Below are 24,592 nucleotides of genomic sequence, written 5' to 3'. Positions count from 1 at the left end.
GCCAGACGCTCAAAGTCGCGGGTTCCTGAGAGCGGCCAGGACTAGGCGTAGCTATCCATTTCCACCTGATCAGTCACGCGCTCGCCCCCTTCACTAGCAGGCACTCATGGCTGCCTGACGGTTTTCCTTATCAACACCGTCTTCGGATTGGTAAAGAGTTGACGACCTTCAGCACCATGTTCCGTACCGAGGCCTGATTGTTTGTGTCCGCCAAACGGAATGTCAACGCCTTGGGTATGGATCTCGTTCACCCAGACCATTCCCGTTTCCAGACGGTTCGCTACCGCAACTGCGGCTTGGGTATCGCGGCCCCAGACCGAGCCGCCGAGGCCGAACGGGCTGTTATTGGCGCGATCGATTACATCGTCTACATCGTCGTAGGCGATGATCGGTACTATCGGGCCAAACTGCTCCTCCTGTACGATTTTCGCGTTCTCCGGTGGGTTGTCGACAACCGTAACCGGAATAAAATAGCCGGGGCGGCTTTCGTCGACGTTCCCACCAAGAACAATCTTCTGGCCGTTAGCCTTGATGTCGTCGAGAAAATCTTTCACCTTTTCGTACTGCATTCTGTTCTGCACCGGTCCGATCGTAACCTCAGGATCGAGCCCGTTGCCAAGCTTTTGTTGCCGGGCATAGTCGACGAAGGTCTTCACGAAATCGGAATAGAGCGACCGGTGAACGTAGAGACGCTTGATACCGACACACCACTGGCCTGAGTTACCGATAGCCCCCCAAAAGAGTTGTGGGATGATCGATCTGTAGTCTGCGTCGGGAAGCACAATCGCTGCGTCGTTACCACCCATTTCAAGCGTCACGCGTTTGACCGTTCCAGCGGCAGCGCGCAACACGTGCTTTCCCGTCTCTGTAGAACCTGTGAAACTGATCTTGGCGATGTCTGGATGATTGGTCAGCAGCGGGCCAAGTTCATTGCCGCCCGAAACAACCGACAGCACGCCTGGCGGCAGGACGGATTGCGCAATCTGCCCAAAGCGCAGTGCTGATAACGGAGTAAAGGGCGAAGGCTTGATCACCACGGTGTTGCCAGTAATCAGCGCAGGCGCCACCTTCCAAAGTGCAAGCAGCACCGGAAAATTCCACGGTGTGATGGCACCGATCACGCCGAGCGGCGTATGGTGCAGTTCGACAATATGTTCTTCGGTCTCCTCGACGATCTCGACCGGAATTCGACGGGCGGCAATCTGACGAATCCACGAGATAGACTGATCGACCTCCGGCTCCGCCATGGTCTTCAGCGGCTTCCCCTGTTCAAGGGTCAGCAGGCGTGACAGCTCGTCCCGATGTACTTCGAGTGCGTCGGCGTAGGCGTTGAGGTACTTCTGGCGCCCGTCGTAGCCAAGCGCAGACCAGGCTTTAAACGCATGCCTGGCCGCTGCGACGGCTTCTTCAAGCTGCTCGGCTGAGGCTGCCGGAGCCTTGGCGAATACTTCACCAGTAGCCGGGTTGATTACGTCAAAGCTATCTTGCGACTTCACAAGATTACCAGCGATGCTGAGGTAATACGGGCCGTTGAAAATGCCAACGGACTGAACTGCTTGTGGTAATGCAGACATGAATTGTTCTCCGAGGTATCGACGCTGAGGTGCCGCTGCCGCGAATCCCTGCAACAAAAAGGCGCGGTCTTTCGGCGCTTGGTAGGACTACTGACTTTGAAAAAATCTAGTGTTTTTTCAGTCAGCCGCTAGTACGGAAAACGCCGGCTGGGTGCTTACGCTGGGCCGCTCCTGCATTCTTTCGTACCACGCCAGCAGCGCGGTGCACTCGGCTGGCACTGGCAGCTTGACGATAGAAGCGAAGACCAGGCCGCCGATTACGGTGATGTCCGCCATCGAAAATTCGTTGCCGGCAACGTACGGCTGGTTTCGTAGAACAGCATCGAAGTAATGCATCCCGCGCAGGGCCTTGTCGCGCTGCCTGAATCCCCATTCGGGGTTCTGGTACAGCTCGACCTGCGGCCCCAGCCCCGGCGTCCCGTGATGGAAATACACGCTTATTGCGTCGAGCAGTTCCAGTTCGGCACGCTTGCTCATCATGTGGATCAAGCCTTTTTCGAGCGGCGCCCTGCCAGTCAGCGTCGGCACGCCATCGAGTCCATCAAGGTACTCCGTGATGGCCGTGCACTCGGCAATGCAGGTCCCGTCATCGAGTTCGAGCACCGGCAGCGTGCCCGAGTAGTTCTTGCTCGCCATAAATTCGGGCTTCTTGTGCTCGCCCGCATACAGATCGACCAGCACGAACCGCACTCGCGAGTGCAGATTCTTCTCCGCCAACGCAATGCGAACACGCGTCGGATACGGCCCTTGCGGGAAGTCATAAATCGTCATCGTCGACAACTGATTGTCATTGATGCTCGTCGCAATAGCACTCATTTGGCTTTCCTTCCGCAGTTGTGTTGTGACGAACGGCTTGGCCTACCTAACGTTCGTTAGGTTTACGATATGCGTTACAATCCGGGTTGTCAACACTGAGTAGTCGATGCGGAGAACCGTACAAGTGAGGAACGAATCGAACACAGGCTCCAGGGAGCGGATCCTGGCGGCGGCCACGAAGATTGCTCAGGCCCACGGCTACAGTGGGTTGAATTTTCGGGATCTCGCGGAAGACGTCGGTATCAGACCCGCTAGCATCTATCACCACTTCACGAACAAGGCCGACCTCGGTGCAGCGGTGGCACGACGCTATTGGGAGGACTCGGCAGCGGTTCTTGAAGCCCTCCAGGCCGAATCCCCGGACCCGTTGCACTGCCTGCACCGCTATCCCGAAACGTTTCGCAAGGCGCTGGAAAACGCAAATCGCATCTGCTTGTGCAGCTTCATGGCTGCCGAAAGCGATGACCTTCCCGGTGACGTGATGAAAGAAGTCCGAACCTTCGCTGAGGTGCACATTGCTTGGCTGAGCAAGGTTCTCTCAGCGGCGGAGGTTGTTGACTCAAAAGGGAGTGATCAACGGGCCCGCGCTATCTTCGCCGCCGTAGCTGGCGCACAGCTCATTGCGAGGAGCCGTTCGGACGTCTCCCTCTACGACACATTGATCGACGGCTATCGTGCGGCCGGTCTACTTCCTGCCTAGCACGCTTATGAATTGCGGGATACACCCTCGCCCCGCATTGTTGCCGCAACTGGGGCGGCTCTTGCGTGAAGATACATCAGTGCTCGCGAACTGATTTCGTTGGCTGAACCAGGGGTGGTGACGGTGAACGGATGAACCGCTTCCAAAAGCTGCAGGTGGGAAGGGTGCCAGGTAGCCGGCCCCATAGGGGCGTTTTTACGGGCGATCGTCGCCTGTATTTCGCAGTCCCCTCCCCGCCTGCGGCGTTCGCTTAGCCGCCCGGTTTTGATTCGCACGCCAGGGTGCCCGGTGTGGCCATACTGCGAGGCGACTGACGTTGTTTTGTTAGGCTGAACAGTGATGCATATTGATGCGAGGTGACACGTTTTGGTAAGCGGATCGGGATGAGGTCAACATCGAAGGCGCGTCGAAATAGGAAAGGCTAAACGCGGGTCTTAGAAGACTATTCCTTGCCAGGAAAGATGCTGTCTCCGCCAGCGGCGATATTGCCGCCGGATGGTTCGAAGCTCATATGAAACTGCCCTCCCACATAGCATCTAGTTCGCCGGCGCAGCCGCCGCCGCCGTCGCAACATCTGCTTTGAACACCGTATTCCAGTCGTCCTTCATATCGATCACGATCCAGCCTTTCGTGTTGGCTTCGTCCAGACCCTTGTCGAGTTTGCCGCTTTTCGACGTGCGGTCGTACGCATATTCCCGCTCCCCGTCCGTGTGATGAAGCAGCGCCGAGAGGCGTGGGCCGTCGCCCGCCGAGGTCCATTCGAGCATCGGCACGTCGCCGTCCGCGTTGCCGAACGCGATCACCGGACGCCTGCCGATCACGCGGTCGATGGCGAGCGGCTTGGCCGCGCCATCGACCAGGTTGTCGACCTGCGCGAGGCGAGTCAGCGACGCCGCGCCGTTGGTCTGGCTGTACTTGTACTTGACGGTGCTGCCGATCACCTGCTCGGGCGGAATGCCATACACACGCTGCGCCATCTCGCGGACGAACTCGACGTCGCCGCCGCTCACCAGATAGGTCTTGAAGCCGTTGGCGCGCAGATAGCCGAGCAACTCGAGCATCGGCTGATACGCAAGCCCGGTGTACGGGCGGTTAAAGCGCGGATCGCTCGCGGTGTCGAACCATTCGTGGACGAGCGCGCCGAATTGATCGCGGGTCATGCCGGCATGCGCCGCCGCCAGCACCTTCATCGAGCCCGCATCGCCGCTCGCCGCGACGCCTTTCAGATTGCCTTTCAGAATCGAGCGGAACGGGTCCTGCCGTTTCCACTCCGGATGCCGTGCGGCGACGGCCTTCACACGCTGCAGTGCGAACACCATTTGTACCGATGCGGGCTGTTCGGGCCATAGCGTGCCGTCGTTATCGAATACGGCGATCCGGTCGGCGCGCGCAATGAAGTCTTTCGACTCGGGCGTCGTCACCAGCGTGACGAAATCGACGATCGAGCGCCTGGCCGCGGTGTCGTTCCATGAAGCAAGCGCGGCGCCCGTCGATGCGCTAGCCGACGATTCGCCCGCGTCGTGGCGCGGCGTAACGGCGCAAGCTGAAAGAACTACAACGGTCAAAGCAACGCAATACCGGTGCATCGTGCGAATCATGAAAGCCTCATCAATAACAGTGACAGTGGGTCGTCCTGAAGCGAGCGCAAGTCTAATGGCGCGCAGCGATTATTGCAGCCCCTAACTGTTGCTTTTTTGAACAACGGCTTTGATGCCTGGCATTAGCAATGGCATATACGGCGATGCGGCCTTTACAAATTAGCCAAACAATCGCTCATGTTGACGACAAATAATGCGATTGGAATATATAAAAAGACAGTCCAGTCGGAAATTGACTGGCTTTCGTTCGTACGCGCGGCGTCTCTGTCCGGGGAGCGTCCATGCAAGCTCTATATCCGGCTATACCCCCTTCGTAGGCTAACCGCAAGACTTGGCAGGATTGAGCCGCGCATCTTATACGTTTTGCATACTTTCCCGTCTGCATGAGGCTAACGGGCTAGGCAAACTCGCTCCGGTGATTAAATCGATTCAATCGAAGAAAAATGTAGCGCCCGTTCTTTGTCTGTTCTTTGTCTTTATTTGCGTATGCAAAGGGATCAGGTCACCTATAAGAAATATTCCGTAGACGAGGCAGGAGAATGCGTAGCAAACGCATGCTTTGGCCGGTAGCGTTATGCGTCGCCGCGGTACCGGTGTCGTCAACGGTATTTGCGCAGGCGGGCGCCGACACCGGCTTCTCGCAAGGAAATATTCCGTATATCGCGCAATCGTATGTGTCGTTGCGCGGCGCGTCCGACGCCAGGTTCGAGGACAACAGCAACAACAACACCCGTAACGCGCTCGTGTGAAACAACGGCCATGTGTATGCGGGTAGTAAGGGGAGCGTCTACCGTCATCTGCAAGACGGCGGCAGGGAGCGGCGCAGCGCGAACGGGTGGCAGCCGGTTCAGCAGAGTGCGAATCAGACCCAGCAGTTCGAATCGCTAAAGCAGGACCATGATCTGGGCAATGCCAGGGCGAGTGGGCAGTTTCAGGCGGAGCGGCACTTCGGCGGCGGGGGGCGGGCGGTTCAGGTGGTGAGGTGGCACGCCCGCAATCCGATCAGACGCTCGGGCCGCGTTCACAGATCGCGTATATGCTCGAGCACAAGTCGGGGTAGACGCGTCCCAACTCGAAGCAGCCGTCCAGATACGCCCTGGATATGATGCCGGCCTGTAGCGCGGCGTCGATCTGGAAGTTGGCAAGGCCCTTGAAAAAGATCCCGCCTTCCGTAACCGGGCGGAGCTTCGCGGCTCGCAGATCCGCCCTCAGCGTGTCGATCGAATAGGTCACTCTATGGCCGTGTGCCGCCTCCGCCGCCGTTACCGCGGCCGGATGATCGATCAGCCCCATGTTGACGGCGATCTGCCGCGATCCCGCGCGTGCGTTCGGCGCGGCCACGAACAGGCGTCCACCCTCGGACAGCCAGCTACCGATCCGGCTTAACACATCGACCGGATGATCGAGGTGTTCCAACGTGTGGATCAGGAAAATATTGTCATAGCGTTGTGCCGGCTCGAAGGTCTCGAACGTCGAGTTGTGAAATTTGACTGTGCCGTCGACCTTGCCTGACGCGACCGCGATGCAGTCCGCCGATGCCTCGACCACTTCAAGCGCGTCGAAGCGCTGGGCGAGCAATCGCGTGTAGTTGCCCTCGAAGCATCCCAGCTCGAGCGCATTGCCTTTGACGAGGAACGGAGTAAATGTCCGAAGCATGTACTCATGCATCAGGTAGTCGAAATCGTATGCGTAGCGGTGTTCGGGATGATCTTTCGCTTCCGCGTTGTAGTCTCTGCTCATGAATTCAATCCTGTCCACGTTGATAGAAACGCAGGTCGACCGGAACGTAAAACTCCTCGAGCGACTCAGGCACCCGGGCGTTGAAGCCTAGTACCTGGCGCATCCACGCATTACATCGATCGAGATTGTCGTAGCCGAAAAGCCGGGCGTAGTCGAGCTGCGGTTTAAAGAAGGGGCTGGTGAAGGTCAATGTCAAAGCGCGCCTTGGCGCGTTGGTAGCATTGCGGCCAGTTGCATGCCACATCCGCGAATCAAACAGCAAAACGGAGCCACGCTCGCCGGTGGCACGCGATGCCTGTGCGTAAAACGTTTCGTCGTCGGGCTGCTGCGCGATGTTTTGCGAGCGCGAAAGGATATGTGTCGCGCCATTGTCCAGCGTGAAATCGTCGAGCATCACCAACGCATTCAGCATGAAGCGCCGCGTGTCGGAGCCGAAGCGGATATCGCGGTGTACGTTCTGCACGTAGGAGCGCGAGTCGCGCTCGTTGATTACGCCGCCGTACGAATTGAGGACAAAGTTGCCGTCGAAGAATCGTTTGAAAACCGGCTCCAGGACTGAGAGCTCCGTCAGCAGTTCGACATAACACTCGCTATCCATCAACAGGTGATGCAAGGTGCCGGCGCTGTTTTCCTGCACGCCATTGCGTTGCCGGATCTCGTCGCGCAACTTGAGGGAGGGGGCTAGTGCCTCGACCAGCGAGTCTATCAAATCGGTGCGAATCAGCTGGGGAAGGATGGTCCAGCCTGCCGTTGCAAGCGCAGTGTCGTGTCGGGCATCAATCGTATTCATGAATGGGGCGAGGCAACGGGAAAGGGTGAATGGCTCAGAACCGATCAGCAGCGAGCATGGCCATCGGAACGACGTCGACGTAGTGCCCGGCTTTGAACGCCGCCTGCCGCATCAGGCCCTCGGCGCGAAACCCCACTTTCTCGTAGAGCGCAATGGCGCGCGCATTGGACGAGAGTACGGTCAACGAAACACGGTGCAGATTGAGGTCGCTGAATGCATGCTCTAGCGTCAAGCGTGTTGCGGCCTCTCCGATCCCCTGGCCGCGCGCCGACTCTGCGCCGATCTGGATCGAGAACTCCGCGCATCGGTTCACCCAGTCGATTCCCAGCAGATACGTCACGCCAATCACTTCCTGAGTAGACGCCAGACACACCGCGAGACGAACGTTATTCGCGCGGGAACCGAGATAGCTATCGAACCATTTGCCGTCGATCTCGGGGCCCACATGCCGGAAGGCACCGCCGAGCAGACTTACCAGCGCCTGATCGGCGCGCCATGCATTGATGGTCGGAAGGTCGCCGCGTTCGATCTCACGTAGGAATATCTTGTCGTTGATCATCCGAGTCGGTCCAGTAAGCGTTGCACTATCGACGCCAAATCATCGCGCGTGAGCCGCTGATCGCACGGTAAGAAAAGCGTCGAGGCAGGAAGATCGCGTTCGAACTCCGGCACTCCTTCGGCGGTCCCGACGTCCGGCCAGTAGCTTGGCGTGTAGACGCGTTGCGCCCGAAGCGCTTCGCGAAGTCCTGAGGGTGCGCCGAAATAGGGGTAGCAAAGCGGCACGGCACCTTCGCTATGGTGAAACGTGAAGCGGTTGTGGCGCTGCAGCTTCTGGTGCAAGAAGGCAAAGTTCGCCGCTCGCCTTGCGCGCACGGCGTCGTAGTCGACGCTCGCGAGCATGCGCTGTGTCAGTCGCGACATCTGCAACGGCTCCTGATTTTTCAGGCTTTCTTCGGCTGCCGCGTAGTCTGCGTAACCTGCCTCCGCATCTTGCGCCAGTCGGCTCAACAGATGCGTGCAGCGTTGTACCGAGGCATGGTCGATCGAATTCGGCATATCAACCGGCTGCTGCGTGATGAGATACCCACCATCCGGCACACCGAGGAATTTGCGCGGTGAGTACAGCGTCGCTAGGCAATCGCGTGGCTGCGCGAACAATGCCTGGGCATTGTCGATCACGACACGCTCGCGCGGAAACCGGTTGAGCACGTCGTCGACCTGGCGCTCGCACAGGCCGAAGTAATTCACGTAGAGAAGCCACTCATCCTGCGCGAGGTCGACGGATTGCACGCGCAAATCCGAGTCGAGCCGATAGCGTTTGACCGGTGTGCCGGCCATGCGCAGCGGCTCGATCATGGCATCGCAGATGTACCAGGGTATCCAGACAGCCGTGGGGCGCAGCGAGCGAAGCATGGCTAAGAACGCTGCTCGCGACGACTGAAAACACAGCGCGCCGTCGTGAAGGGTCGACCCGGCCTGTGGCAGTTCCAGCTCGAAGTATCCGCCGATTGCGCGTGACTCGTCGGCGTTCATGCGGTCACCTGCACGCAAAGCATGTCTCTAACGCAGTCTTTGCTGTTGAACATCAGCACGTCGAGAATCGATAAAGCCGGGTGGAATGCATCGTCGAATTGCGAGTACGGACAGAGGTTTGGCTCGATGAAGGCGAGCTCGACGCCGCGCGCAGAGAACGCTTTGCTGTCGTAAAGTGCCCGGCCGCCCGGCAGGTTCAGATAGATGCGCGCTTGCTCCTTCGCGCAGATGTCGATCACCCGGGCCGCGCCTTTGAGCTGCGCATTGTTGTATGTTGCCGAGGTAGCGACGAACTCGGTGTCGATCTCCAGGTACTTACAGATTTCCACGACGGTGTGCGACGCAAGCAGCGAGATATGCTCAAAAGGCGCCGACAGAATCTGCTGGACCAGTTCACTGATACGTAGATAGTGGGGCGCTTTCGCATACGCGTGGCGAATCGATTCGAGCAGCTTACGGAGCCAATGCTCGCGCGGCTGGATCAATACCTCGTTGATCTTAAGCGAAGGGCTTGCTCCGGCAAGCGGCACAGTCACATACCGGACCTCTGAGCCCAGCAACATTCGGTTGCGGTTGATCCAGCCGTTCTTGATAAAGTTCACGTCGTCGTAAAAGACGAACTTGTCGACTGCGGCCGCCAGCTGGAAATATCCGATATACGGAAACAGGTAGGGCTGCATGATCGCGAGCTTCATGACGTTCAGCAATCCGCAATGAGTCCGATGATGCGATCGAGCATGTTGTCCGTCAGCGCCGGGAAAATCGGCAGACACAACACCTGCTGCGCGGCGGCATGCGCGACCGGCAGGTTTTCGCGGCGCGCGGACGGCAGGCCACGATAGATCGGAAAGTCCGAGATCAGCGGGTAGAAATAGCGGCGTGCGTAGATGTCGTGGTCCCGAAATTTCTGATACAGCGCGTCACGGCTGATCGGATATTCCGGACCGACGAGAATCGGAAAGTACGAGTGGTTCGCCACTTTTTCGCCCGCTTTCGGCAGGCAACGGATGCCTGGCACGTCGCGCAGCCGTTCTCGATAGATCGCGTCGATCTGCGCGCGCCGTGCCAGCGCTTCGTCAATATGCTGCAATTGCAACAGCCCGAACGCGGCGTTGATTTCGCTCATCTTGCCGTTGATGCCGGACGCAACTACTGTCACTTCGTCGACAAAACCGAAGTTCTTCAGATGATCGATGCGCTGCTTCGTCTTCGCGTCCTGGCAGATGATCGCACCGCCTTCGAATGTGTTGAAGACCTTGGTCGCGTGAAAGCTCAGCACTGCGAGGTCGCCGTGTTCGAGTACGCTGCCGGCTTCGGTTTGCACGCCGAAAGCATGTGCCGCGTCGTAAATCACCTTCAGGTTGTAGTTATCCGCGATCTTCTGGATCGCTTCGACGTCGCATGGCTTACCGTAGCAATGCACCGGCATGATCGCGGTGGTTTGCGGCGTAATCGCCGCCTCGATCTTGGCAGGGTCGAGGTTCAGCGTCGTCGGATCGACATCGACGAATACGGGCTTGATACCGTTCCAGACCAGCGAGTGCGCAGTCGCAACGAACGAATATGGCGTCGTGATCACTTCACCGGTCACGCGCAGCGCCTGTAGCGCGGTGAGCAGCGCCAGCGTGCCGTTGGTGAACAGCGCCAGATGGCGCACGCCGAGGTACTTGCACAGGGCCGCTTCGAACTGTTGGTGAAACGGACCACCATTGGTCAGGACTTTGCTATCCCAGATCTGCCGAAGATAAGGAATGAATTCTTCGAGCGGCGCGAGATGCGGCTGGGTGACGTAGATGCGCTCATCGGTCTGCGACTCGACGGCGCCAAGCGGTAAGGCTGCGTTCACTTGTTTTCCCCTGTTTCGGAGGGTGCGGTCGTGTCGGCTGCGGCGCCAGTAGCGTCCTCTGCCGATACGCCGAAGGCAGTGGCCGGTTGGCCGTCGCACCAGCGTTGCCACATGATCCGCAACGCGCGCGACAGGCCCGCGGCCACCACCTCGGGCCGGAATGCCGCCGATGCCAGGCAGCGCTCGCGCAAGCCGGTCCGGAGTGCCGCGAGTGCGGCAATGTCGGAGGACAGCGCGACGCCTTTAGCGACGAAGTCCGCCTTATCCGTTGCAAGAAAATCTTGCAGTCCGACGTGGGACATCCAGGTCGCGCCGGCGCGGCTCGGGAGTGTGTCGCCGGCGATCGTCAGTGTCGGCACGCCCATCCACAGCGAGTTCAGGACCGTGGTCGAACCCGTGTACGGGAACGTATCGAGGCAGATATCGACGTGGAAATGCTGCTGCAGATAGACCGGAATACTCGAACGGCGGCGGAACAGGAGGCGCTCCCGTGCGATGCCCGCGTTGGCGAACCAGTCGATCAGCAACTGTTCGTCTTCGTCGCTCCCGATAGCGCCGAGCAGCATTCGTGACGAAGGTTGCGCATGCAATAACTCCGCCCACAGGGCGATCACGTCGGGACGCAGTTTGTTCAGCCGGTTGAAACTGCCGAAGGTCACGTAGCCGTTGTGCATGGCCGGCAGGATGTTGACCGGCGGCGCGCTTTTTTCGGGCAGGAAGGTCGCGTTGGCTGGCAAATGGACGATTTTCTCCGAGAACATGCGCTCCGCGGGGCCGAACGGCACGCCGAATCTGTCCACGAGGTAATAGTCCATCGCGCTCAGGCCCGTGGTGGCTGGATAGCCTAGCCAGCTCACCTGGATCGGTGCGGGCTTGCGCGCAAACGTGAGAAGCCGGTTGCGGCCCGTGTGCCCCGAGAGATCGAACAGGATATCGATCCGCTCGTCGCGGATTTTGTTGGCCAGCTGCGCGTCGGGCATGCCGGTAATCTGGTGCCATTCATCGGCGCAACCGCGCAGCAATTGGGTGTAATCGTCTTCCGCGATGTGGTTGGTGTAAATGTGCAGAGACACGCTCGGATCTTTCGCCAGGTGCTCGACGATCGGCAGCAGGTAAGACGACACGGCGTGACGGAACAGATCCCCGGAAACAAGGCCGATTTTCAGTTTGCGGTTCGGCGCGCGCTTGTTCACGTGACGCGGCCACTGCGAGCGTACCGGTGCCTCATGAATCTGGGCGAAGTTAATGTGTTCGGCGAATAGCGTGTCCTGATCGATCTCAGGATTGTGAGCCAGCGTAAATAGAAAGTTGTCCGCGGCGATTGCATCTTTCGGGTTTTTCTCCACCGCTGTGCGGAAGCTCCGCTCGGCCTCGGTCACCAGACCCAGATCGAGTTGCAACACGCCAAGTGCGCTATGCGTGCCGGAACTGTCAGGCGCTAGTTCGACTGCACGCCGTGCCGCGGCCAAACCCTCTGCCACACGTCCCTGGTGTACCAGAACCATGCCGAAGATCCGTTGTGCTTCGGCATAGTCGGGATTGATCGCGATGATTGCTCGACAGACTTCATCCGCTTCCTTGAGCATGCCTTTCAGTCGCAGCGTGTCCGCAAGGACGGTGCGGCTTTCCAGTTCCTCCGGCAGCAGTTCGGCTGCTCTGCGCAAGGGGGCAAGCGCGTCGTCGTACCGGCCCAGACGATGCAGCGAAATCCCGAGCCAGCGCCACGTGTTACCGTCGGCAGGAAAGCGCTCGGTAAGCGAGCGGCTGAGTTTAACTGCTTCAGAGATCTGGCCTTTGTTATACAGCGAAGTGAAGCGCGTCGTTTCCTGCTGGCTGACCCGCCGTCCTGACGCAATGCTGGACTTGCCCGCCTCCGTGGCCGCAGACGTCGCCGGGGCGACCGTTTCAGCGGCAGCGCCGTTTTCAGTCGTGGGTCTTTCGATTGGCACCTGAAACGTGGGGATGACCTTGTCCGGATGCGACATTCGCACGATCAACCCATCCACCGCCGGCCCCTTTAACCCTTGTTTCTGGCCCATTTCCAACGCCAGCCACGCGGCGGCTACTTCGTTGGCGTCGATCAACGCGTTGACATAGGCCACCCAATACTGGCCGTTACGCGGCTGGAGACCGAGGCTCTGCTCGAAATGTGGCAATGCGTCTGCCGGACGGCCGATCTGGACGAGCAGCACGCCGAGGTTGTAAAGCACGTCGGCGTGGTTCGGCCGCGCATCGAGAATTGCCCGGTACAGCGCTTCGGCATCATCGAATTCGCCCTTGTGATGGTGCTCCAGCGCCGTTTGCAAGACGAGCGCGATGTCATGCTCGAGTTGTTGTTCGGGCGTCAAGGGCTCAGCGGTCGGCTGCTCGTACAGGAGAGTCATGGTCTCAGCGCAGAATGGTCTATGAAGGAAATTGTGCGACGAGGCGAGGGTTTCCGATGCGAGGAGATGACGGTGAAAAAGCCGCCTGTTTGCCGTATGGAGGGGGGCGCGGAAACTCGGAAGACAAGAAAAAAGCCCGCACGAGGCGGGCTGAGGGAACGAGCGCGCCCTCACTTCAGCGCGTAGTTCTTATTGTTGGGTCAAGCGGGTTGTCCGACTCTTTTTGGCAGGACAATGGCCATCCGGTCCAGGGTTGCCTACATGCGGGCGATGCGCTGATATTCGCCGGCGGCCTTGGTGCGCCCGATCGCCGCGTCGAACTCGATGTGCAGTTCGTTTTGGGTGGTTTGCGCATCGGCGAGAAGCGCCTCATCGATCGCCCGGATCCGCCGGATCATGTCGAGCGCGGCCGGCTCCTGATTCGCGGTCAGCAACATCAGCAGCGGCGAGCGCGCTTCGGTCAGTCGCGCCGCTTCCGGCCAGTCGGCAAGCGAGACCGCCTGCTCGATCGCCCGGGTCATCGACAGCAGACGTTCGACCAACTCCGTCTGGTTCATTTCGGTCGCGTCCATTTATTTAGGCCTTGTTGGTGGCCAAAGCACCGGCGCTGTTGGTGCCGCCGAACAGGGCGGTCAGGTACTGCGAGTTGTTGTTCATCGTCGCCATCAACGTGTTCAGCGCGGTGAATTGCGCCTGATACTGGTTCGTCAATTGCGTCGTGTAGGTGGCGAGCGAGGTTTGCTGCGCGGTGATGCTCTTCAGATCGGCGTTCAGCGCGGTGTTGCGCGTATCGATGATGCCGCCGGTCTGCGTGAAGGTGGTGATGCTTTTATTCAGCTGCGCGGCAATGCCGTTGGTCGAGTTGAACAGCGAGGCGATCGTCGCCGGGCTGCTGGTCAGCGCGGTGGTGAGCTTGCTGCTGTCGACCACCAGCGTGCCGTCCGCCGGGCTGTCCTTCAGCGTAATGCCGATCGACGCCAGCGTGGTGCCCGAGCTGCCCGAGCCGACGGCGCCGCCGACGATCGTGGCCAGCGTGTTCTTGATCGTCTGCAGCGTCGAATCGCCCAGCAGCGGGCCTTGCGAGCTGGACCCCGCGGTGTAAGACGAGAGCGAGGCCATCGTCGTGACGACGGTGTTGTAGAGGCTGACGAAATTGGTGATCGCGGTGTTCTGCGACGTGGTGTCCTGCGAAACGGTCAGCGTCTGCGTAGTGCCTGCCGAAGCTGCCGTCAGGTTCATCGTGACGCCCGAAATCGCGGTTGTGACGGCGTTGCTCGAGCTGCTCGCCGCGATCCCGCCGACCGTGAACTCCGCGTCCTGGGCCGACGCGCTTTGCGTCCAGGCCTTGGAAGTGTTCGACGAGACGATCGACGATGCGCCGCCGGTGGTGCTCGCGGTCGACGTCACGCCGAGGCTCGACAGGCCGTTGTCGGTCGTCACGTTGCTGGTCGAGACGTTGACGACGTTGGCTGCGCCCGTGCTCGCGGAGCGCAGCACGAGGTGGGCGCCGTCCGTACCGGTCACGATGGTTGCGGTGACGCCGGGGTTGCTGCTGCTGGCGTTGATCGCGGAGGCGATGCCGGCGAGCGTGTTGTTAGTGCTGTCGACGTTGACGTTCATCGACTTGCCGCCGAGCGAGATCGTCAGCGTGCCGGTGCCCAGTTGCGTAGTGGCGCCGAACGCCGCCGACGACAAGGCCTGCGAGCTGGCGATCTGCGTCACCGCGACCGAATAGCTGCCCGCTGCCGCGCCCGCGCCCGCCGTTGCCGTCAGGCCGGTGCCGCTCGCGGTTGCCGCGAAAGTCGACAGCGTGGTGCCGTTGGCGAGGTTCGTGATGCCCGATTGCAACGCGCTCAGCGCTGAACTCAGTGCGCCATACGCGGACAGCGTGGTGTTGTCTTTGGTTTGTTGTGCCGTCAGAGCCGCGGTTTGTCCTGCGGTCTTCGCGTTCACGAGTGCCGAAACGAGCGTCGACACGTCCATCGACGAATTGCCGGTCGAGCCGCTGATGATCGATTGAGCGGCCGACTGCAGCGCAGCATTGGCGCTTGCCGTAGAAGACGTGGTTGAGATCGAGGACATGCAGAGGCTCCGGGCGTCGAGGAATCTGTTTTTGGTGTTGCGCGATGCTACATCACTACGGAACGAAAATGCACAGCGGGAGGCATGCCTCCCGTTGCTTGAAACCCGGTGATGCGCCGCACTTGCGCGCGGCGCATCATCTTACTCTGCCAGCTCTTACTGCAGGAGCTTCAGAACTTGCTGCGGCAACGAGTTTGCTTGCGCCAGAACCGAGATGCCGGCCTGTTGCAGCACTTGCGCCTTGCTCAGGTTCGCCGTTTCTTGTGCGAAGTTGGCGTCCGTGATTTGCGATTGTGCCGACGACAGGTCGGTCGACTCAGCTTGCTGCGACGTTGCGATTGAGGTGAAGCGGTTTTGTGCTGCACCCAGCGAAGCTTGCAGGGTGTTCACGGTCTGCAGTGCATTGTCGATCGAGACCATTGCTTGGTTCGCGCCAGTGACCGTGCTGATGTCCAGGTTCGAAACCGTCGGCGGGCTGTTGATTGCGTTGATCTGGTTGACCGATGCGGTTGCAACGCCGGATGCCGTTGCACCCATTGCCGTAGCAAACGTCGAGTTCAATGCCAGCGAGGTCAGCGCGGTACCTGCACCCGTGTACGTGCTTGCCGCGAAGATGTTGCCAACCGCAGCCGCCGAGATAGCCTGGTTGTTCTGGTCGGTGAAGGTGTAGCCGCCCTGGCCGTCCGACAGCACGTTGACCGACGTGATCGTCGCGCCCGTGCTGGTGTACGTGCCGGTCGAAGCCGCGCTAACAGCGATCGTGCCGACCGTTGCGCCCGTTTGCACGAGTCCGCCGCCGATCTTCGCAGCCGACATCGACTGGCTCAGGTTCAGGTTGATCGTCTGACCGACGTTCGCGCCGACCTGGAACGAGATGCTGCCGGCCGTGCCGTCCAGAATGTTCGTGCCGTTGTACGTCGTTTGCGACGCGATACGGTTCACTTCCGAGATCTGCGCCGAAACTTCCTTCTGCAGTGCGGCCTGGTCGCTCGACGACAGCGAACCGGTCGATGCTTGCACGGCCAGTTGGCGGATACGTTGCAGGCTGGAGGTCAGCGAGGACAGTGCGCTCGATGCGGTTTGAATCATCGACACGCCGTCGTTCGCATTCGACACGCCCTGGTTCAGGCCGTTGATCTGCGATTGCATACGCGTCGAGATTGCCAGACCTGCTGCATCGTCAGCTGCGCTGTTGATGCGCTTGCCCGACGACAGGCGGGTGATGGCTTGCGAGAGGGCGCTTTGCGAGCCACTAAGGTTTTGCTGTGCAACCAGCGAGTTGATGTTGCTATTGATTCCGAGCATGAAAATCTCCTAAATAAGCCTTGAGCCCAATACGCCACGTTGGCATCGGCGGAAGCACTCGTTCATTGCTGGCCGCCTCAGTGAAGGTTGACGGCGTCCCTAAAAAAAACTTGAGGGACTTTCTGCAATTGCGACCCAATTGTTTTTCAGACCGGCTGGCGCGGCGCCCGTCTGGAAGCTGCTCCCAGCCTTGTTCGGCAGATGCAATGCAGGTATTGAAAAGACGGTGTATTCTCTTTTTCTCTTGTGACAAACGCCGGAGAAATCATGCAAAAGCGCAGGATTGGACGTTCCGAATTAGAGGTTGCACCGCTTATGTTCGGCGGCAATGTATTCGGCTGGACCGCCGATGAAGCCACCTCGTTTTCGATTCTGGATGCGTTTGTCGATGCCGGTCTCGACTTTATCGATACCGCCGACGTCTATTCCGCGTGGGTGCCGGGCAACCAGGGCGGCGAGTCGGAAACCATCATCGGCAAGTGGTTTCGGCAGAGCGGCAAGCGCGACAAGATCGTGCTCGCCACCAAGGTCTCCAAACACCCGCAGCGCAAGGGCTTGTCGTCGGCCAACATCCAGGCAGCCGTTGAAGATTCGTTGCGGCGCTTGCAAACCGATTACATCGACGTCTATTTCTCCCACGACGACGATACCGAAACGCCGCTGGCCGAGACGCTTGGCGCTTATCAAAAGCTGATCGAGGCGGGCAAGGTGCGGGTGATCGGCGCGTCGAACTACAGCGGCGCACGGGTGGAGGAGGCGCTTGCCGTGTCCCGCCAGCACGGCCTGCCCGAATATCAGCTGTTGCAACCGGAATACAACCTGTACGATCGCGCGGAATATGAAAGCGACATCGAGCCGGTGGCGCTCGCCAATCAGCTCGGCGTGGTGGTGTATTACAGCCTTGCAAGCGGCTTTCTGTCCGGCAAGTACCGCTCGCCGGCAGATCTGGCCAACAAGGCGCGCGGCAGCCGGGTTGAAAAGTATCTGAACGAGCGCGGCTTGCGGATTCTGGGCGCGCTCGACCGGGTCGCCGAGCGGCACGGCAGCACGCCGGCCACGGTCGCATTGGCGTGGCTGATCGCGCGGCCGAGCGTCACGGCCCCAATTGCCAGCGCCACCTCGGTCGAACAGCTCAAAAGCCTCGCCGCCGCCGTCCATCTGATGCTGAGCGGCGCTGATATCCGCGAACTGGACGAAGCGAGCGCCTGATTGTACAAGTGACCTGGCGCAATCCCTAAACCCCTGGTAGGATGGACAATTTCCTGATATTATCGGGAGTGAATTGAGATCTTTGCCTGTTTCGTCAGTGTTTTTCATTGATGAAAGGTTGGCGAAACGGCAGCAGACGCGGTTTTGTATTACGTCTGTCCGCGTTGCGCGGTGAGCTCCCCACCTCTCTTTTCCGGCCTCCGTGGCCGCTTTGCCTCTCGTTTCATTCGTGGTTTGGCCGGGTTCTGCCCGCGTTTGCCTGTTACTGGCCATGAATCGGAACGACCGGAGGGCCGGCGCGTGGGCGGTTTCCCGCCACGCAATTAACCCGTATCAAGTGATTGAGTTAGGAATTACATGACGACGATTCTTCTGAAGGAAAACGAGCCGTTCGAAGTGGCGATTCGCCGCTTTCGTCGCGCAATCGAAAAGAACGGCCTGATCGCTGAACTGCGTGAGCGCCAATCGTACGAAAAGCCGACGACGGCACGTAAGCGCAAGAAGGCTGCTGCTGTGAAGCGCCTGCACAAGCGCCTGCGCAGCCAGATGCTGCCGAAAAAGCTGCACTAAGCACGGTTTTTCTGCACGGCCGAACGGCGGTGTGAGCTTCGAAAGAAGCCGCATCGCCGTTTTGCTTTTAGGGCGCGGATTTGATGCGAGGCGGGCGCATGACAGCCCTTGCCGCTTCCCGCGCAGCCTTGTCGCGCAAGGCGAACGCCGCTCGGGCGTTTCCCTCGGTCTCCAGCCTTTGTTAGACGTGCGGCACTAAGCAAGCCGGCAGTGTTGCCGCGTCAGCCGGCTTTGCGATTGCGTCCCTTCTTGCCGAGCGCCGCGCATCGCGCGCGGCACATGCAGTTCGTTTCGTGATCGTTCACCATGCCGACCGCCTGCATGAACGCGTAGCAGATCGTAGAGCCGACGAATTTGCAGCCGTAGCGCTTCAGCGCCTTGCTGAGCGCGTCCGAGACCTCGGTCGATGCCGGCGCCTGTTTGTACGAGGCCCAATCGTTCTGGATCGGCGTCTGATCGACGAACGACCACACGAAGTTGGCGAGCGAACCGTGCTCCGCCTGAATCTGCTGCACGGCGCGTGCGTTGTTGATGGCGGCTTCAATTTTGCCGCGGTGACGCACGATACTTTCGTCCAGCACGAGCGCATCGACATGCTTGGGCGCAAAGCACGCTACTTTGTCGATGTCGAAGTCGGCAAATGCGCGGCGATAGCCGGCCCGCTTGTTGAGAATCGTCGACCATGACAAGCCCGCCTGCGCGCCTTCCAGCACCAGCATCTCGAACAGATGTTGGTCGTCGCGTGAGGGCACGCCCCACTCGGTGTCGTGGTAGTGTGCGAGCGCTTCGCTGGATACCCAGTTGCATCGCTGTGTCACTTTCTTGCTCCTGCGTTGTCATGTCGCCCGTCAGCATAGCGGAACGCCTGCGCGCTGCAAGCTGGCCGTTCAGCCGATTGCCGAATTGAAATCGACCTGCCACGCTATGCACTATTCACCACCTGAACTCACTCGATTCGATGACTACAGATTTCTTTCTGCTCGGCGTTGACGGCGGCGGCAGCGGTACGCGCGTCGTGCTCGGCGACGCGCAAGGCCGCGAACTGGCGCAGGCGGCAAGCGGGCCGTCAGGCTTGGGCCTTGGCGTAGAACGCGCATGGCAGGCCATTCAGGCAGGCTGCCACGAGGCGTTTGTACGCGCCGGCGTGACACTGGACTGGTCGCGTTGCGTACTCGGTTGCGGGCTCGCGGGCGTCAACAACCGCGACTGGTTAGCAGCGTTCCGCGTGCTGGCGCCCGGGGTGGCCGGACTCGCAATTGAAAGCGATGCCTACACCACGCTGCTCGGTGCGCACGGCGGCGCGCCCGGCGTGGTCGTCGCGCTCGGCACCGGCAGCGTGGCGGCGGCGCTCGACGGCGACGGCGCATGCCGCATCGTCAGCGGTTACGGTTATCCGTCGGGCGACGAAGCGAGCGGCGCCTGGCTCGGCCTACGGGCCATTGCGCACGCGCAACAGGCGCTCGATGGACGGGGGGCCAACGACGATCTGGCGCAGGCGCTGCTCGCCCACGTCGGCGCGCATGACCGCGACGGTCTTGTCGTGTGGCTTTGCGAGGCTAACCAGACCGCTTATGCGAGGCTCGCGCCGATTGTCATCGCGCATCGCACGCATCCGTTTGCGGCGCGTTTGCTCGGCGAGGCAGGCACAGAGGTGGGCAAGATGATTGCGGCGCTCGACCCCGCGGCGAGCCTGCCAGTCGCGCTGTGCGGCGGCCTCGGCGCGCCGTTGCGCGAGTATGTGCCGCAGGTCTACCAGGCCCGTCTACGGGCGCCGCTGGCCGATTCGGCGCACGGCGGATTGCAACTGGCGCAACGCGAAGCCGCCCGCATCGCCGGCTGAGAATGGCGGGGTGGCCGGCGAGCACCCTGCGGATGCGGCGGGCAACGGTAAAATACGTTCTTTGACGCTGCCCGGCTGCTCACACTATGTATAAAGTCATCGCCACGGATCTGGACGGCACGCTGCTCAACGCCGATCACCAGGTGGACCCGTTCACGATTTCCACCGTGCGCAAGCTGGAAGCCGATGGGCTGCACTTCGTGATCGCCACAGGCCGCCACTATTGCGACGTCGCGGGCATTCGCGACCTGCTGGGCATCAGTCCGTATCTGATTACGTCGAACGGCGCGCGTATCCACGCACCGGACAACACGGTGATCCATGCGGACGACCTGCCGGCGGCCATCGTGCAGCGTCTGGTGCAGCCGGAAATCGCGGGCGAGCATGGCCGCGTGATCGTCAACCTGTTCGCCGACCAGGCGTGGTTGATCGATCGCGATGCGCCGGACCTGTTGAAATTTCATCAGGATTCCGGCTTCACCTACGAGGTGACCGATCTGCCCGGGCACGACGGCGTCGACATTGCGAAGGCTCTGTATATCGGTGAGCCCGACGATCTCGCGCAGGTCGCGGCAAATCTGGCGCGCGAATTCGGTGACGCGCTCTATGTCACCTATTCGTTGCCGGATTGCCTGGAAGTGATGACGTCGAATGTCTCGAAAGGGCGAGCTTTGCAGATCGTGCTCGAACGCCTTGGCGTCGATGCATCGCGCTGCGTAGCGTTCGGCGACAACATGAACGATATCGACTTGCTGGAAACAGCCGGCCATCCGTTCATGATGAACAACGCCAATCCCGACCTCATGACACGCTTGCCGAACGTGCCGCGCATCGGCAATAACTTCGAAGCAGGCGTTGCGCATCATCTGCGCAAACTTTTCTCGCTCGATGACGAATTGATGTCGTGAAACGGAATCGGCCCGAATCCACTTTCGCGGACGCGGGCCGGTTTTTCGTTTGAACCTCCGGTCGAAGGCCGCTTTAAATCTTTATTACCCGATTAGTCTGCCGTGCCGGCGGAAGCGCCCGCGGCGGCCGCCGATGGAGCGCCGGGCAGCGCCGCACAAGGACAATCGGCGGTGCGGCCGTCCAATCCCTGGTGGTCGTGCTTGAAGCTGGCGCGCGCCGTGCCGTTTTGCCAATTAAGTCGAACGACATAAATACTGTCGAAGTCGTCGCTTTGCCAGGTGGGGACGTCGGCGGCATTCCCGCCGTGCGCGCTCAGCATCTGGCGCAGCAACTTCACAATCAGCTTGTGTTCCCAGGCAACGACAATCAGCTTGTCGCGATTGGCCGGATTGACGAGCGTGGCGCCGAGCTGGTCGATCTGAGCGAAGCCGTACGGCGTTTGCACCGGCGTCTCGAATTGGATCGCAGTCGGCTCGATGGTCGCCAGTGGCCGAACGTAATAATAAGAATGACCGCTGTCGTCCTTTTGCTGGCCGGGATCTGGCGCGTAGATCGCGTCGGGCTTGCCGAACTTGGCCGCGATCACCGCCGGCAGCGCAAGCGCACGATTGAGCCCCTGGCAATTAAGTTGGCCGAAGCCTTGCGCGGGTTTCTCGCCGTGGCGCACGAACACGAGCGTTTCTATATTGCCGTCGGCTGCATGCGCGGCCGGCGGCGCCAATACGCCAATACAGAAGCTGCCGAGGGAAAATGCAACGCCATGCAGGAATCCGCGGAAACGGTTCATCGGTAGGACCTGTGCGAGCCGGGGAAAGTCGCACGATTCTAGCAGCGGGCACAAGCGGCTATTGCGCGGCTCGCCTCGTTCGCACCAAAACAAAGCGGGCGCCGTAGCGCCCGCTTGACTGCAAGGATAAGCGCCGCGCCTATCAGTCGAGAGCCAGTTCCTTCGAATCGGCGCGACGGCTTCCGGCGAGCGCCGGATACAGCACGCCTGCGATCACTGCACCAATGATCGGCGCGACCCAGAACATCCACAGTTGATCCACCGCCGCGCCGCCGACGAACAGAGCCGGGCCGGTCGAGCGCGCCGGGTTGACCGACGTGTTCGTAACCGGAATCGAGATCAGGTGAATCAGCGTGAGACACAGGCCGATCGCGATCGGCGCGAAACCGGCCGGTGCGCGCTTGTCAGTCGCACCGAGGATGACGAACAGGAAGAAGCCGGTCATCACCACTTCGCAAATGAACGCGGCGGCGAGCGAGTAATGACCCGGCGAGCGCTCGCCATAGCCGTTGCTGGCGAAACCGCTTGCGACGAGATCGAAGCCCGGCTTGCCCGACGCGATCAAGGACAGCACCAGCGCCCCGAGCACCGCGCCGATCACTTGCGCGACGATGTACGGCAGCAGATCGCGCGCAGGAAAGCGTCCGGCGACGGTCAGGCCGACGCTCACGGCCGGATTCAGGTGCAGCCGGAGATGTGGCCGATCGCGTAAGCCATTGTCAGGACGGTCAAGCCGAATGCGAGCGAGACGCCCACGAAGCCGATGCCGAGCCCGTGGACCGGGCCGGCGAAATTAGCGGCGAGGACGGCGCTGCCGCAGCCTCCGAGCACGAGCCAGAAGGTGCCGAACAGCTCGGCAGCGAGGCGCTTTGACAACTGCATGATTGGTAATCCTGAAAAGTTTGACGCGCTGGGTAACATGCACGGCCGAGCGCGGATGCATGCTTTTGAGCGCGCAATTCTAGACAATGGCTGACAAATCGGGTGTCAAGAATTGTCAAAGTGGAGTCGACTTTACCTATTATTTCGAGATAAAGATGTCATTTAACAATTCATCGACGCTTAATAATTATCAGAGGATATCTTCCTAAATCGGTATTATTGTCCATTGCGAATTTTTATAATTGCAGTTAGTCTGCGTGCCAATGAGTTCTAGAAAAGGGGAGAACCGAAATGTCTCAATACGCGGACCTCAAGGCGCAGATCGCCAAATTGCAGGCACAAGCAGAAGAAGCCCGGCGCACGGAAATCGACAATGTAGTCGCCGACATCCGCCAAAAGATCGCTGAATACGGTCTAACCGCGCAAGACCTCGGCTTCGCGGTCGCCGCCAAGCGCGGACGCCCGCCCAAGAAGGCACCGCTGCCGGCCAAGTATCAGGATCCGAAGTCGGGCAATACATGGAGCGGGCGCGGCAAGCCGCCTAAGTGGATTGCCGGCAAGAATCGCGAACGCTTTCTGATCGGCGCGGTTTGAACGGGGCACGGGGCGCATCGAAAGCCAATTGAAGGATTATTGGTACTCGATCGTTTATTCGCTTCGCGGAAATTCTGACATGGCAGCGCATCCACGCAGGCATTAAAAAAGCCGCCCTCGAAGGCGGCTTTTTCTTAGAAGAAGCGGGGTTAACTCTGACATATCCGCTCGCGCAAACGATTCACATGACAATTTTGCTCATGAGTGGCGTGGGAATCGTGCAATCGGAAAGCAGCGGAAGCGGACCTAAGCGGCTGAGTGCAAAAAGAGTGTCAGCCGCTTTAGGGCGTGAATCAACCCACTGCGACCTTGCGCAGCACCGGACGGCGAGTCGCTTCGATCAGTGCCGAATAGCCGTCGACATAATTCTGCGCCATCGTTTTCGAGCTGAAGCGGCGCTCGAACTGCGCCCGAATCTCGGTGCGCGACAGTTCGTCCAGACGTTGGAGCGCGGCAACCGCGCCCTGCACGTCTTCGACGATATAGCCGGTCACGCCGTGGTCGATCACTTCCGGCACCGAGCCGCGGTTGAACGCGATCACCGGCGTGCCGCAGGCCATCGATTCGATCATCACAAGGCCGAACGGCTCCGACCAGTCGATCGGGAACAGCAACGCCTTGGCGCCCGACAGGAACTCGGGCTTCTGCGCCTCGTTGATCTCGCCGACGAACTCGACGTGCGCCAGCGACAGCAGCGGCTCGATTTCCTTCTTGAAGTATTCCTGGTCGACCTTGTCCACCTTGGCGGCGATCTTCAGCGGCAGACCGCTTTGTGCAGCGATCCTGATAGCTGTATCGACGCGCTTCTCGGGACAGATACGGCCGAGGAACGCCAGATATTCCGGCTTCTTGTGCGTTTGCGGCGTCAGCAACTGGTCCGGCAGACCGTGATAAATCGTGTTCAGCCAGTTCGCCTGCGGCAGTGGCGCACGTTGCGAGTCGGAAATCGACACCACCGGCACATGCGAGAAAGCGTCGAACACCGGCTGAAGCTCCGGCAAGTCCAGGCGGCCGTGCAGCGTCGTCACGAATGGCGTGTCCATTGTGGTGAACAGGGGAAACGGCATGTAGTCGAGGTGGAAGTGCAGCACGTCGAATTCGTGCGCGACCTTGCGCACCTTTTCCATCATCAGGACATGCGGAGCCAGCGCGTCGCGGATCGTCGGATCGAGGCGCAGCGCTCGCGGCCAGCAGGCGTCGAGGTTGGCGGAGGTGACCGAGTCGCCGCTCGCAAACAGCGTAACGTCGTGGCCGAGGTCGACCAGCGCTTCGGTCAGGTACGACACGACGCGTTCGGTGCCGCCGTAAAATTTCGGCGGGACGGCTTCGTACAACGGCGCAATTTGTGCGATTCGCATGCGTTTTCTCCTGTTCACAACGGCTTCGCACAACGGCGCTCGAATGGAGCGAGGAGCGAATGCCGGACGGACGGT

The 24,592-nt window shown here is 60.2% G+C and carries 23 protein-coding genes and 1 pseudogene; 7 read left to right on the top strand and 17 right to left on the bottom strand.

Annotated features, from left to right (window positions below):
• Positions 1–104: 104 nt before the first annotated feature.
• A complete protein-coding gene (locus AC3WOG_RS20240; protein WP_492579574.1) occupies positions 105–1,574 on the bottom strand; it encodes an aldehyde dehydrogenase family protein in 1,470 nt (489 codons plus the stop codon).
• A gap of 117 nt (positions 1,575–1,691) precedes the next feature.
• Positions 1,692–2,390 carry a glutathione S-transferase gene (locus AC3WOG_RS20235; protein ID WP_492579573.1) on the bottom strand — a complete coding sequence of 233 codons (699 nt, stop codon included), beginning with the start codon at positions 2,388–2,390 and terminating at the stop codon, positions 1,692–1,694.
• A gap of 124 nt (positions 2,391–2,514) precedes the next feature.
• Here AC3WOG_RS20235 and AC3WOG_RS20230 point away from each other — a divergent pair, with 124 nt between their 5' ends.
• On the top strand, positions 2,515–3,090 hold the full coding sequence (locus AC3WOG_RS20230) for a TetR/AcrR family transcriptional regulator (protein ID WP_492579572.1): 576 nt from the start codon (positions 2,515–2,517) through the stop codon (positions 3,088–3,090).
• Between the two features lie 536 nt (positions 3,091–3,626).
• On the opposite strand, the gene AC3WOG_RS20225 is transcribed toward AC3WOG_RS20230, so the two are convergent.
• The gene (locus AC3WOG_RS20225; RefSeq protein WP_492579571.1) at positions 3,627–4,688 is read right to left on the bottom strand and encodes an HAD family hydrolase; all 1,062 of its coding nucleotides are present in this window, start codon (positions 4,686–4,688) and stop codon (positions 3,627–3,629) included.
• A 539-nt stretch (positions 4,689–5,227) separates the two neighbouring features.
• Here AC3WOG_RS20225 and AC3WOG_RS20220 point away from each other — a divergent pair.
• A complete protein-coding gene (locus AC3WOG_RS20220; RefSeq protein ID WP_492579570.1) occupies positions 5,228–5,437 on the top strand; it encodes a hypothetical protein in 210 nt (69 codons plus the stop codon).
• Between the two features lie 253 nt (positions 5,438–5,690).
• Here AC3WOG_RS20220 and AC3WOG_RS20215 read toward each other — a convergent pair whose 3' ends face one another.
• From AC3WOG_RS20215 to AC3WOG_RS20170, 10 genes are all read right to left on the bottom strand, one after another.
• The gene (locus AC3WOG_RS20215) at positions 5,691–6,428 is read right to left on the bottom strand and encodes a class I SAM-dependent methyltransferase (protein ID WP_492579569.1); all 738 of its coding nucleotides are present in this window, start codon (positions 6,426–6,428) and stop codon (positions 5,691–5,693) included.
• Between the two features lie 4 nt (positions 6,429–6,432).
• Positions 6,433–7,218: a phytanoyl-CoA dioxygenase family protein gene (locus AC3WOG_RS20210; RefSeq protein ID WP_492579568.1), complete on the bottom strand. Its 786-nt coding sequence runs from the start codon at positions 7,216–7,218 to the stop codon at positions 6,433–6,435.
• A gap of 34 nt (positions 7,219–7,252) precedes the next feature.
• A complete protein-coding gene (locus AC3WOG_RS20205; protein ID WP_492579566.1) occupies positions 7,253–7,777 on the bottom strand; it encodes a GNAT family N-acetyltransferase in 525 nt (174 codons plus the stop codon).
• A complete protein-coding gene (locus tag AC3WOG_RS20200) occupies positions 7,774–8,751 on the bottom strand; it encodes a hypothetical protein (protein WP_492579565.1) in 978 nt (325 codons plus the stop codon). The genes AC3WOG_RS20205 and AC3WOG_RS20200 overlap by 4 nt, the downstream gene beginning before the upstream one ends.
• Positions 8,748–9,446, bottom strand: a complete 699-nt coding sequence (locus AC3WOG_RS20195; RefSeq protein WP_492579564.1) for a WbqC family protein — start codon at positions 9,444–9,446, stop codon at positions 8,748–8,750. Before AC3WOG_RS20195 ends, AC3WOG_RS20200 begins: the two co-directional genes overlap by 4 nt.
• Positions 9,447–9,451: 5 nt before the next feature.
• Positions 9,452–10,597, bottom strand: coding sequence for a dTDP-4-amino-4,6-dideoxy-D-glucose aminotransferase VioA (gene vioA / locus AC3WOG_RS20190; protein ID WP_341313908.1), 1,146 nt, complete (start codon positions 10,595–10,597; stop codon positions 9,452–9,454).
• On the bottom strand, positions 10,594–12,981 hold the full coding sequence (locus AC3WOG_RS20185) for a tetratricopeptide repeat protein (protein WP_492579563.1): 2,388 nt from the start codon (positions 12,979–12,981) through the stop codon (positions 10,594–10,596). Before AC3WOG_RS20185 ends, vioA begins: the two co-directional genes overlap by 4 nt.
• A 257-nt stretch (positions 12,982–13,238) precedes the next feature.
• A complete protein-coding gene (locus AC3WOG_RS20180; protein WP_492579561.1) occupies positions 13,239–13,553 on the bottom strand; it encodes a flagellar protein FliT in 315 nt (104 codons plus the stop codon).
• 4 nt (positions 13,554–13,557) lie between these two features.
• A complete protein-coding gene (gene fliD / locus AC3WOG_RS20175) occupies positions 13,558–15,063 on the bottom strand; it encodes a flagellar filament capping protein FliD (protein WP_492579560.1) in 1,506 nt (501 codons plus the stop codon).
• 156 nt (positions 15,064–15,219) lie between these two features.
• Positions 15,220–16,368: a flagellin gene (locus AC3WOG_RS20170; protein WP_492579559.1), complete on the bottom strand. Its 1,149-nt coding sequence runs from the start codon at positions 16,366–16,368 to the stop codon at positions 15,220–15,222.
• Positions 16,369–16,635: 267 nt separating this feature from the next.
• Here AC3WOG_RS20170 and AC3WOG_RS20165 point away from each other — a divergent pair, with 267 nt between their 5' ends.
• Positions 16,636–17,577 carry an aldo/keto reductase gene (locus AC3WOG_RS20165; protein ID WP_492579558.1) on the top strand — a complete coding sequence of 314 codons (942 nt, stop codon included), beginning with the start codon at positions 16,636–16,638 and terminating at the stop codon, positions 17,575–17,577.
• Positions 17,578–17,934: 357 nt separating this feature from the next.
• The gene (gene rpsU, locus AC3WOG_RS20160; protein ID WP_006050883.1) at positions 17,935–18,147 is read left to right on the top strand and encodes a 30S ribosomal protein S21; all 213 of its coding nucleotides are present in this window, start codon (positions 17,935–17,937) and stop codon (positions 18,145–18,147) included.
• A 221-nt stretch (positions 18,148–18,368) separates the two neighbouring features.
• Here rpsU and AC3WOG_RS20155 read toward each other — a convergent pair whose 3' ends face one another.
• On the bottom strand, positions 18,369–18,965 hold the full coding sequence (locus AC3WOG_RS20155) for a DNA-3-methyladenine glycosylase I (RefSeq protein WP_492579557.1): 597 nt from the start codon (positions 18,963–18,965) through the stop codon (positions 18,369–18,371).
• 140 nt (positions 18,966–19,105) lie between these two features.
• Here AC3WOG_RS20155 and AC3WOG_RS20150 point away from each other — a divergent pair, with 140 nt between their 5' ends.
• On the top strand, positions 19,106–19,987 hold the full coding sequence (locus tag AC3WOG_RS20150; protein WP_492579556.1) for a glucosamine kinase nucleotide-binding domain-containing protein: 882 nt from the start codon (positions 19,106–19,108) through the stop codon (positions 19,985–19,987).
• A gap of 86 nt (positions 19,988–20,073) precedes the next feature.
• Positions 20,074–20,895: a Cof-type HAD-IIB family hydrolase gene (locus AC3WOG_RS20145; protein WP_492579555.1), complete on the top strand. Its 822-nt coding sequence runs from the start codon at positions 20,074–20,076 to the stop codon at positions 20,893–20,895.
• Positions 20,896–20,987: 92 nt separating this feature from the next.
• On the opposite strand, the gene AC3WOG_RS20140 is transcribed toward AC3WOG_RS20145, so the two are convergent.
• Both AC3WOG_RS20140 and aqpZ read right to left on the bottom strand, forming a co-directional pair.
• Positions 20,988–21,683, bottom strand: coding sequence for a histidine phosphatase family protein (locus tag AC3WOG_RS20140; RefSeq protein ID WP_492579554.1), 696 nt, complete (start codon positions 21,681–21,683; stop codon positions 20,988–20,990).
• Between the two features lie 142 nt (positions 21,684–21,825).
• Positions 21,826–22,565, bottom strand: a pseudogene (gene aqpZ, locus AC3WOG_RS20135) (aquaporin Z).
• 291 nt (positions 22,566–22,856) lie between these two features.
• Between aqpZ and AC3WOG_RS20130 the strand changes: the two are divergent.
• Entirely contained in the window at positions 22,857–23,159 is a 303-nt protein-coding gene (locus tag AC3WOG_RS20130) for an H-NS histone family protein (protein ID WP_341313919.1), read from the top strand.
• 293 nt (positions 23,160–23,452) lie between these two features.
• Here the strand turns inward: AC3WOG_RS20130 and AC3WOG_RS20125 are convergent, their stop codons facing one another.
• Positions 23,453–24,517 (bottom strand): glycosyltransferase family 4 protein, encoded by a 1,065-nt coding sequence (locus AC3WOG_RS20125; RefSeq protein WP_492579553.1) that lies wholly within the window; start codon positions 24,515–24,517, stop codon positions 23,453–23,455.
• Positions 24,518–24,592 lie beyond the last annotated feature (75 nt).

It is taken from the genome of Paraburkholderia sp. FW306-02-B (assembly GCF_058782725.1).
The sequence above is the reverse complement of the archived record's forward strand: the minus strand, read 5'-3'. Positions and strand labels throughout refer to the sequence as shown.

Coding starts and splice junctions, on each gene's coding strand:
- AC3WOG_RS20240 (WP_492579574.1), bottom strand. CDS start 1,574: ATGTCTGCATTACCACAAGCAGTTCAGTCCGTTGGCATTTTCAACGGC.
- AC3WOG_RS20145 (WP_492579555.1), top strand. CDS start 20,074: ATGTATAAAGTCATCGCCACGGATCTGGACGGCACGCTGCTCAACGCC.
- AC3WOG_RS20215 (WP_492579569.1), bottom strand. CDS start 6,428: ATGAGCAGAGACTACAACGCGGAAGCGAAAGATCATCCCGAACACCGC.
- AC3WOG_RS20200 (WP_492579565.1), bottom strand. CDS start 8,751: ATGAACGCCGACGAGTCACGCGCAATCGGCGGATACTTCGAGCTGGAA.
- AC3WOG_RS20225 (WP_492579571.1), bottom strand. CDS start 4,688: ATGATTCGCACGATGCACCGGTATTGCGTTGCTTTGACCGTTGTAGTT.
- rpsU (WP_006050883.1), top strand. CDS start 17,935: ATGACGACGATTCTTCTGAAGGAAAACGAGCCGTTCGAAGTGGCGATT.
- AC3WOG_RS20170 (WP_492579559.1), bottom strand. CDS start 16,368: ATGCTCGGAATCAATAGCAACATCAACTCGCTGGTTGCACAGCAAAAC.
- AC3WOG_RS20205 (WP_492579566.1), bottom strand. CDS start 7,777: ATGATCAACGACAAGATATTCCTACGTGAGATCGAACGCGGCGACCTT.
- AC3WOG_RS20125 (WP_492579553.1), bottom strand. CDS start 24,517: ATGCGAATCGCACAAATTGCGCCGTTGTACGAAGCCGTCCCGCCGAAA.
- AC3WOG_RS20150 (WP_492579556.1), top strand. CDS start 19,106: ATGACTACAGATTTCTTTCTGCTCGGCGTTGACGGCGGCGGCAGCGGT.
- AC3WOG_RS20210 (WP_492579568.1), bottom strand. CDS start 7,218: ATGAATACGATTGATGCCCGACACGACACTGCGCTTGCAACGGCAGGC.
- AC3WOG_RS20180 (WP_492579561.1), bottom strand. CDS start 13,553: ATGGACGCGACCGAAATGAACCAGACGGAGTTGGTCGAACGTCTGCTG.
- AC3WOG_RS20130 (WP_341313919.1), top strand. CDS start 22,857: ATGTCTCAATACGCGGACCTCAAGGCGCAGATCGCCAAATTGCAGGCA.
- fliD (WP_492579560.1), bottom strand. CDS start 15,063: ATGTCCTCGATCTCAACCACGTCTTCTACGGCAAGCGCCAATGCTGCG.
- AC3WOG_RS20140 (WP_492579554.1), bottom strand. CDS start 21,683: ATGAACCGTTTCCGCGGATTCCTGCATGGCGTTGCATTTTCCCTCGGC.
- AC3WOG_RS20235 (WP_492579573.1), bottom strand. CDS start 2,390: ATGAGTGCTATTGCGACGAGCATCAATGACAATCAGTTGTCGACGATG.
- AC3WOG_RS20220 (WP_492579570.1), top strand. CDS start 5,228: ATGCGTAGCAAACGCATGCTTTGGCCGGTAGCGTTATGCGTCGCCGCG.
- AC3WOG_RS20165 (WP_492579558.1), top strand. CDS start 16,636: ATGCAAAAGCGCAGGATTGGACGTTCCGAATTAGAGGTTGCACCGCTT.
- AC3WOG_RS20195 (WP_492579564.1), bottom strand. CDS start 9,446: ATGAAGCTCGCGATCATGCAGCCCTACCTGTTTCCGTATATCGGATAT.
- AC3WOG_RS20185 (WP_492579563.1), bottom strand. CDS start 12,981: ATGACTCTCCTGTACGAGCAGCCGACCGCTGAGCCCTTGACGCCCGAA.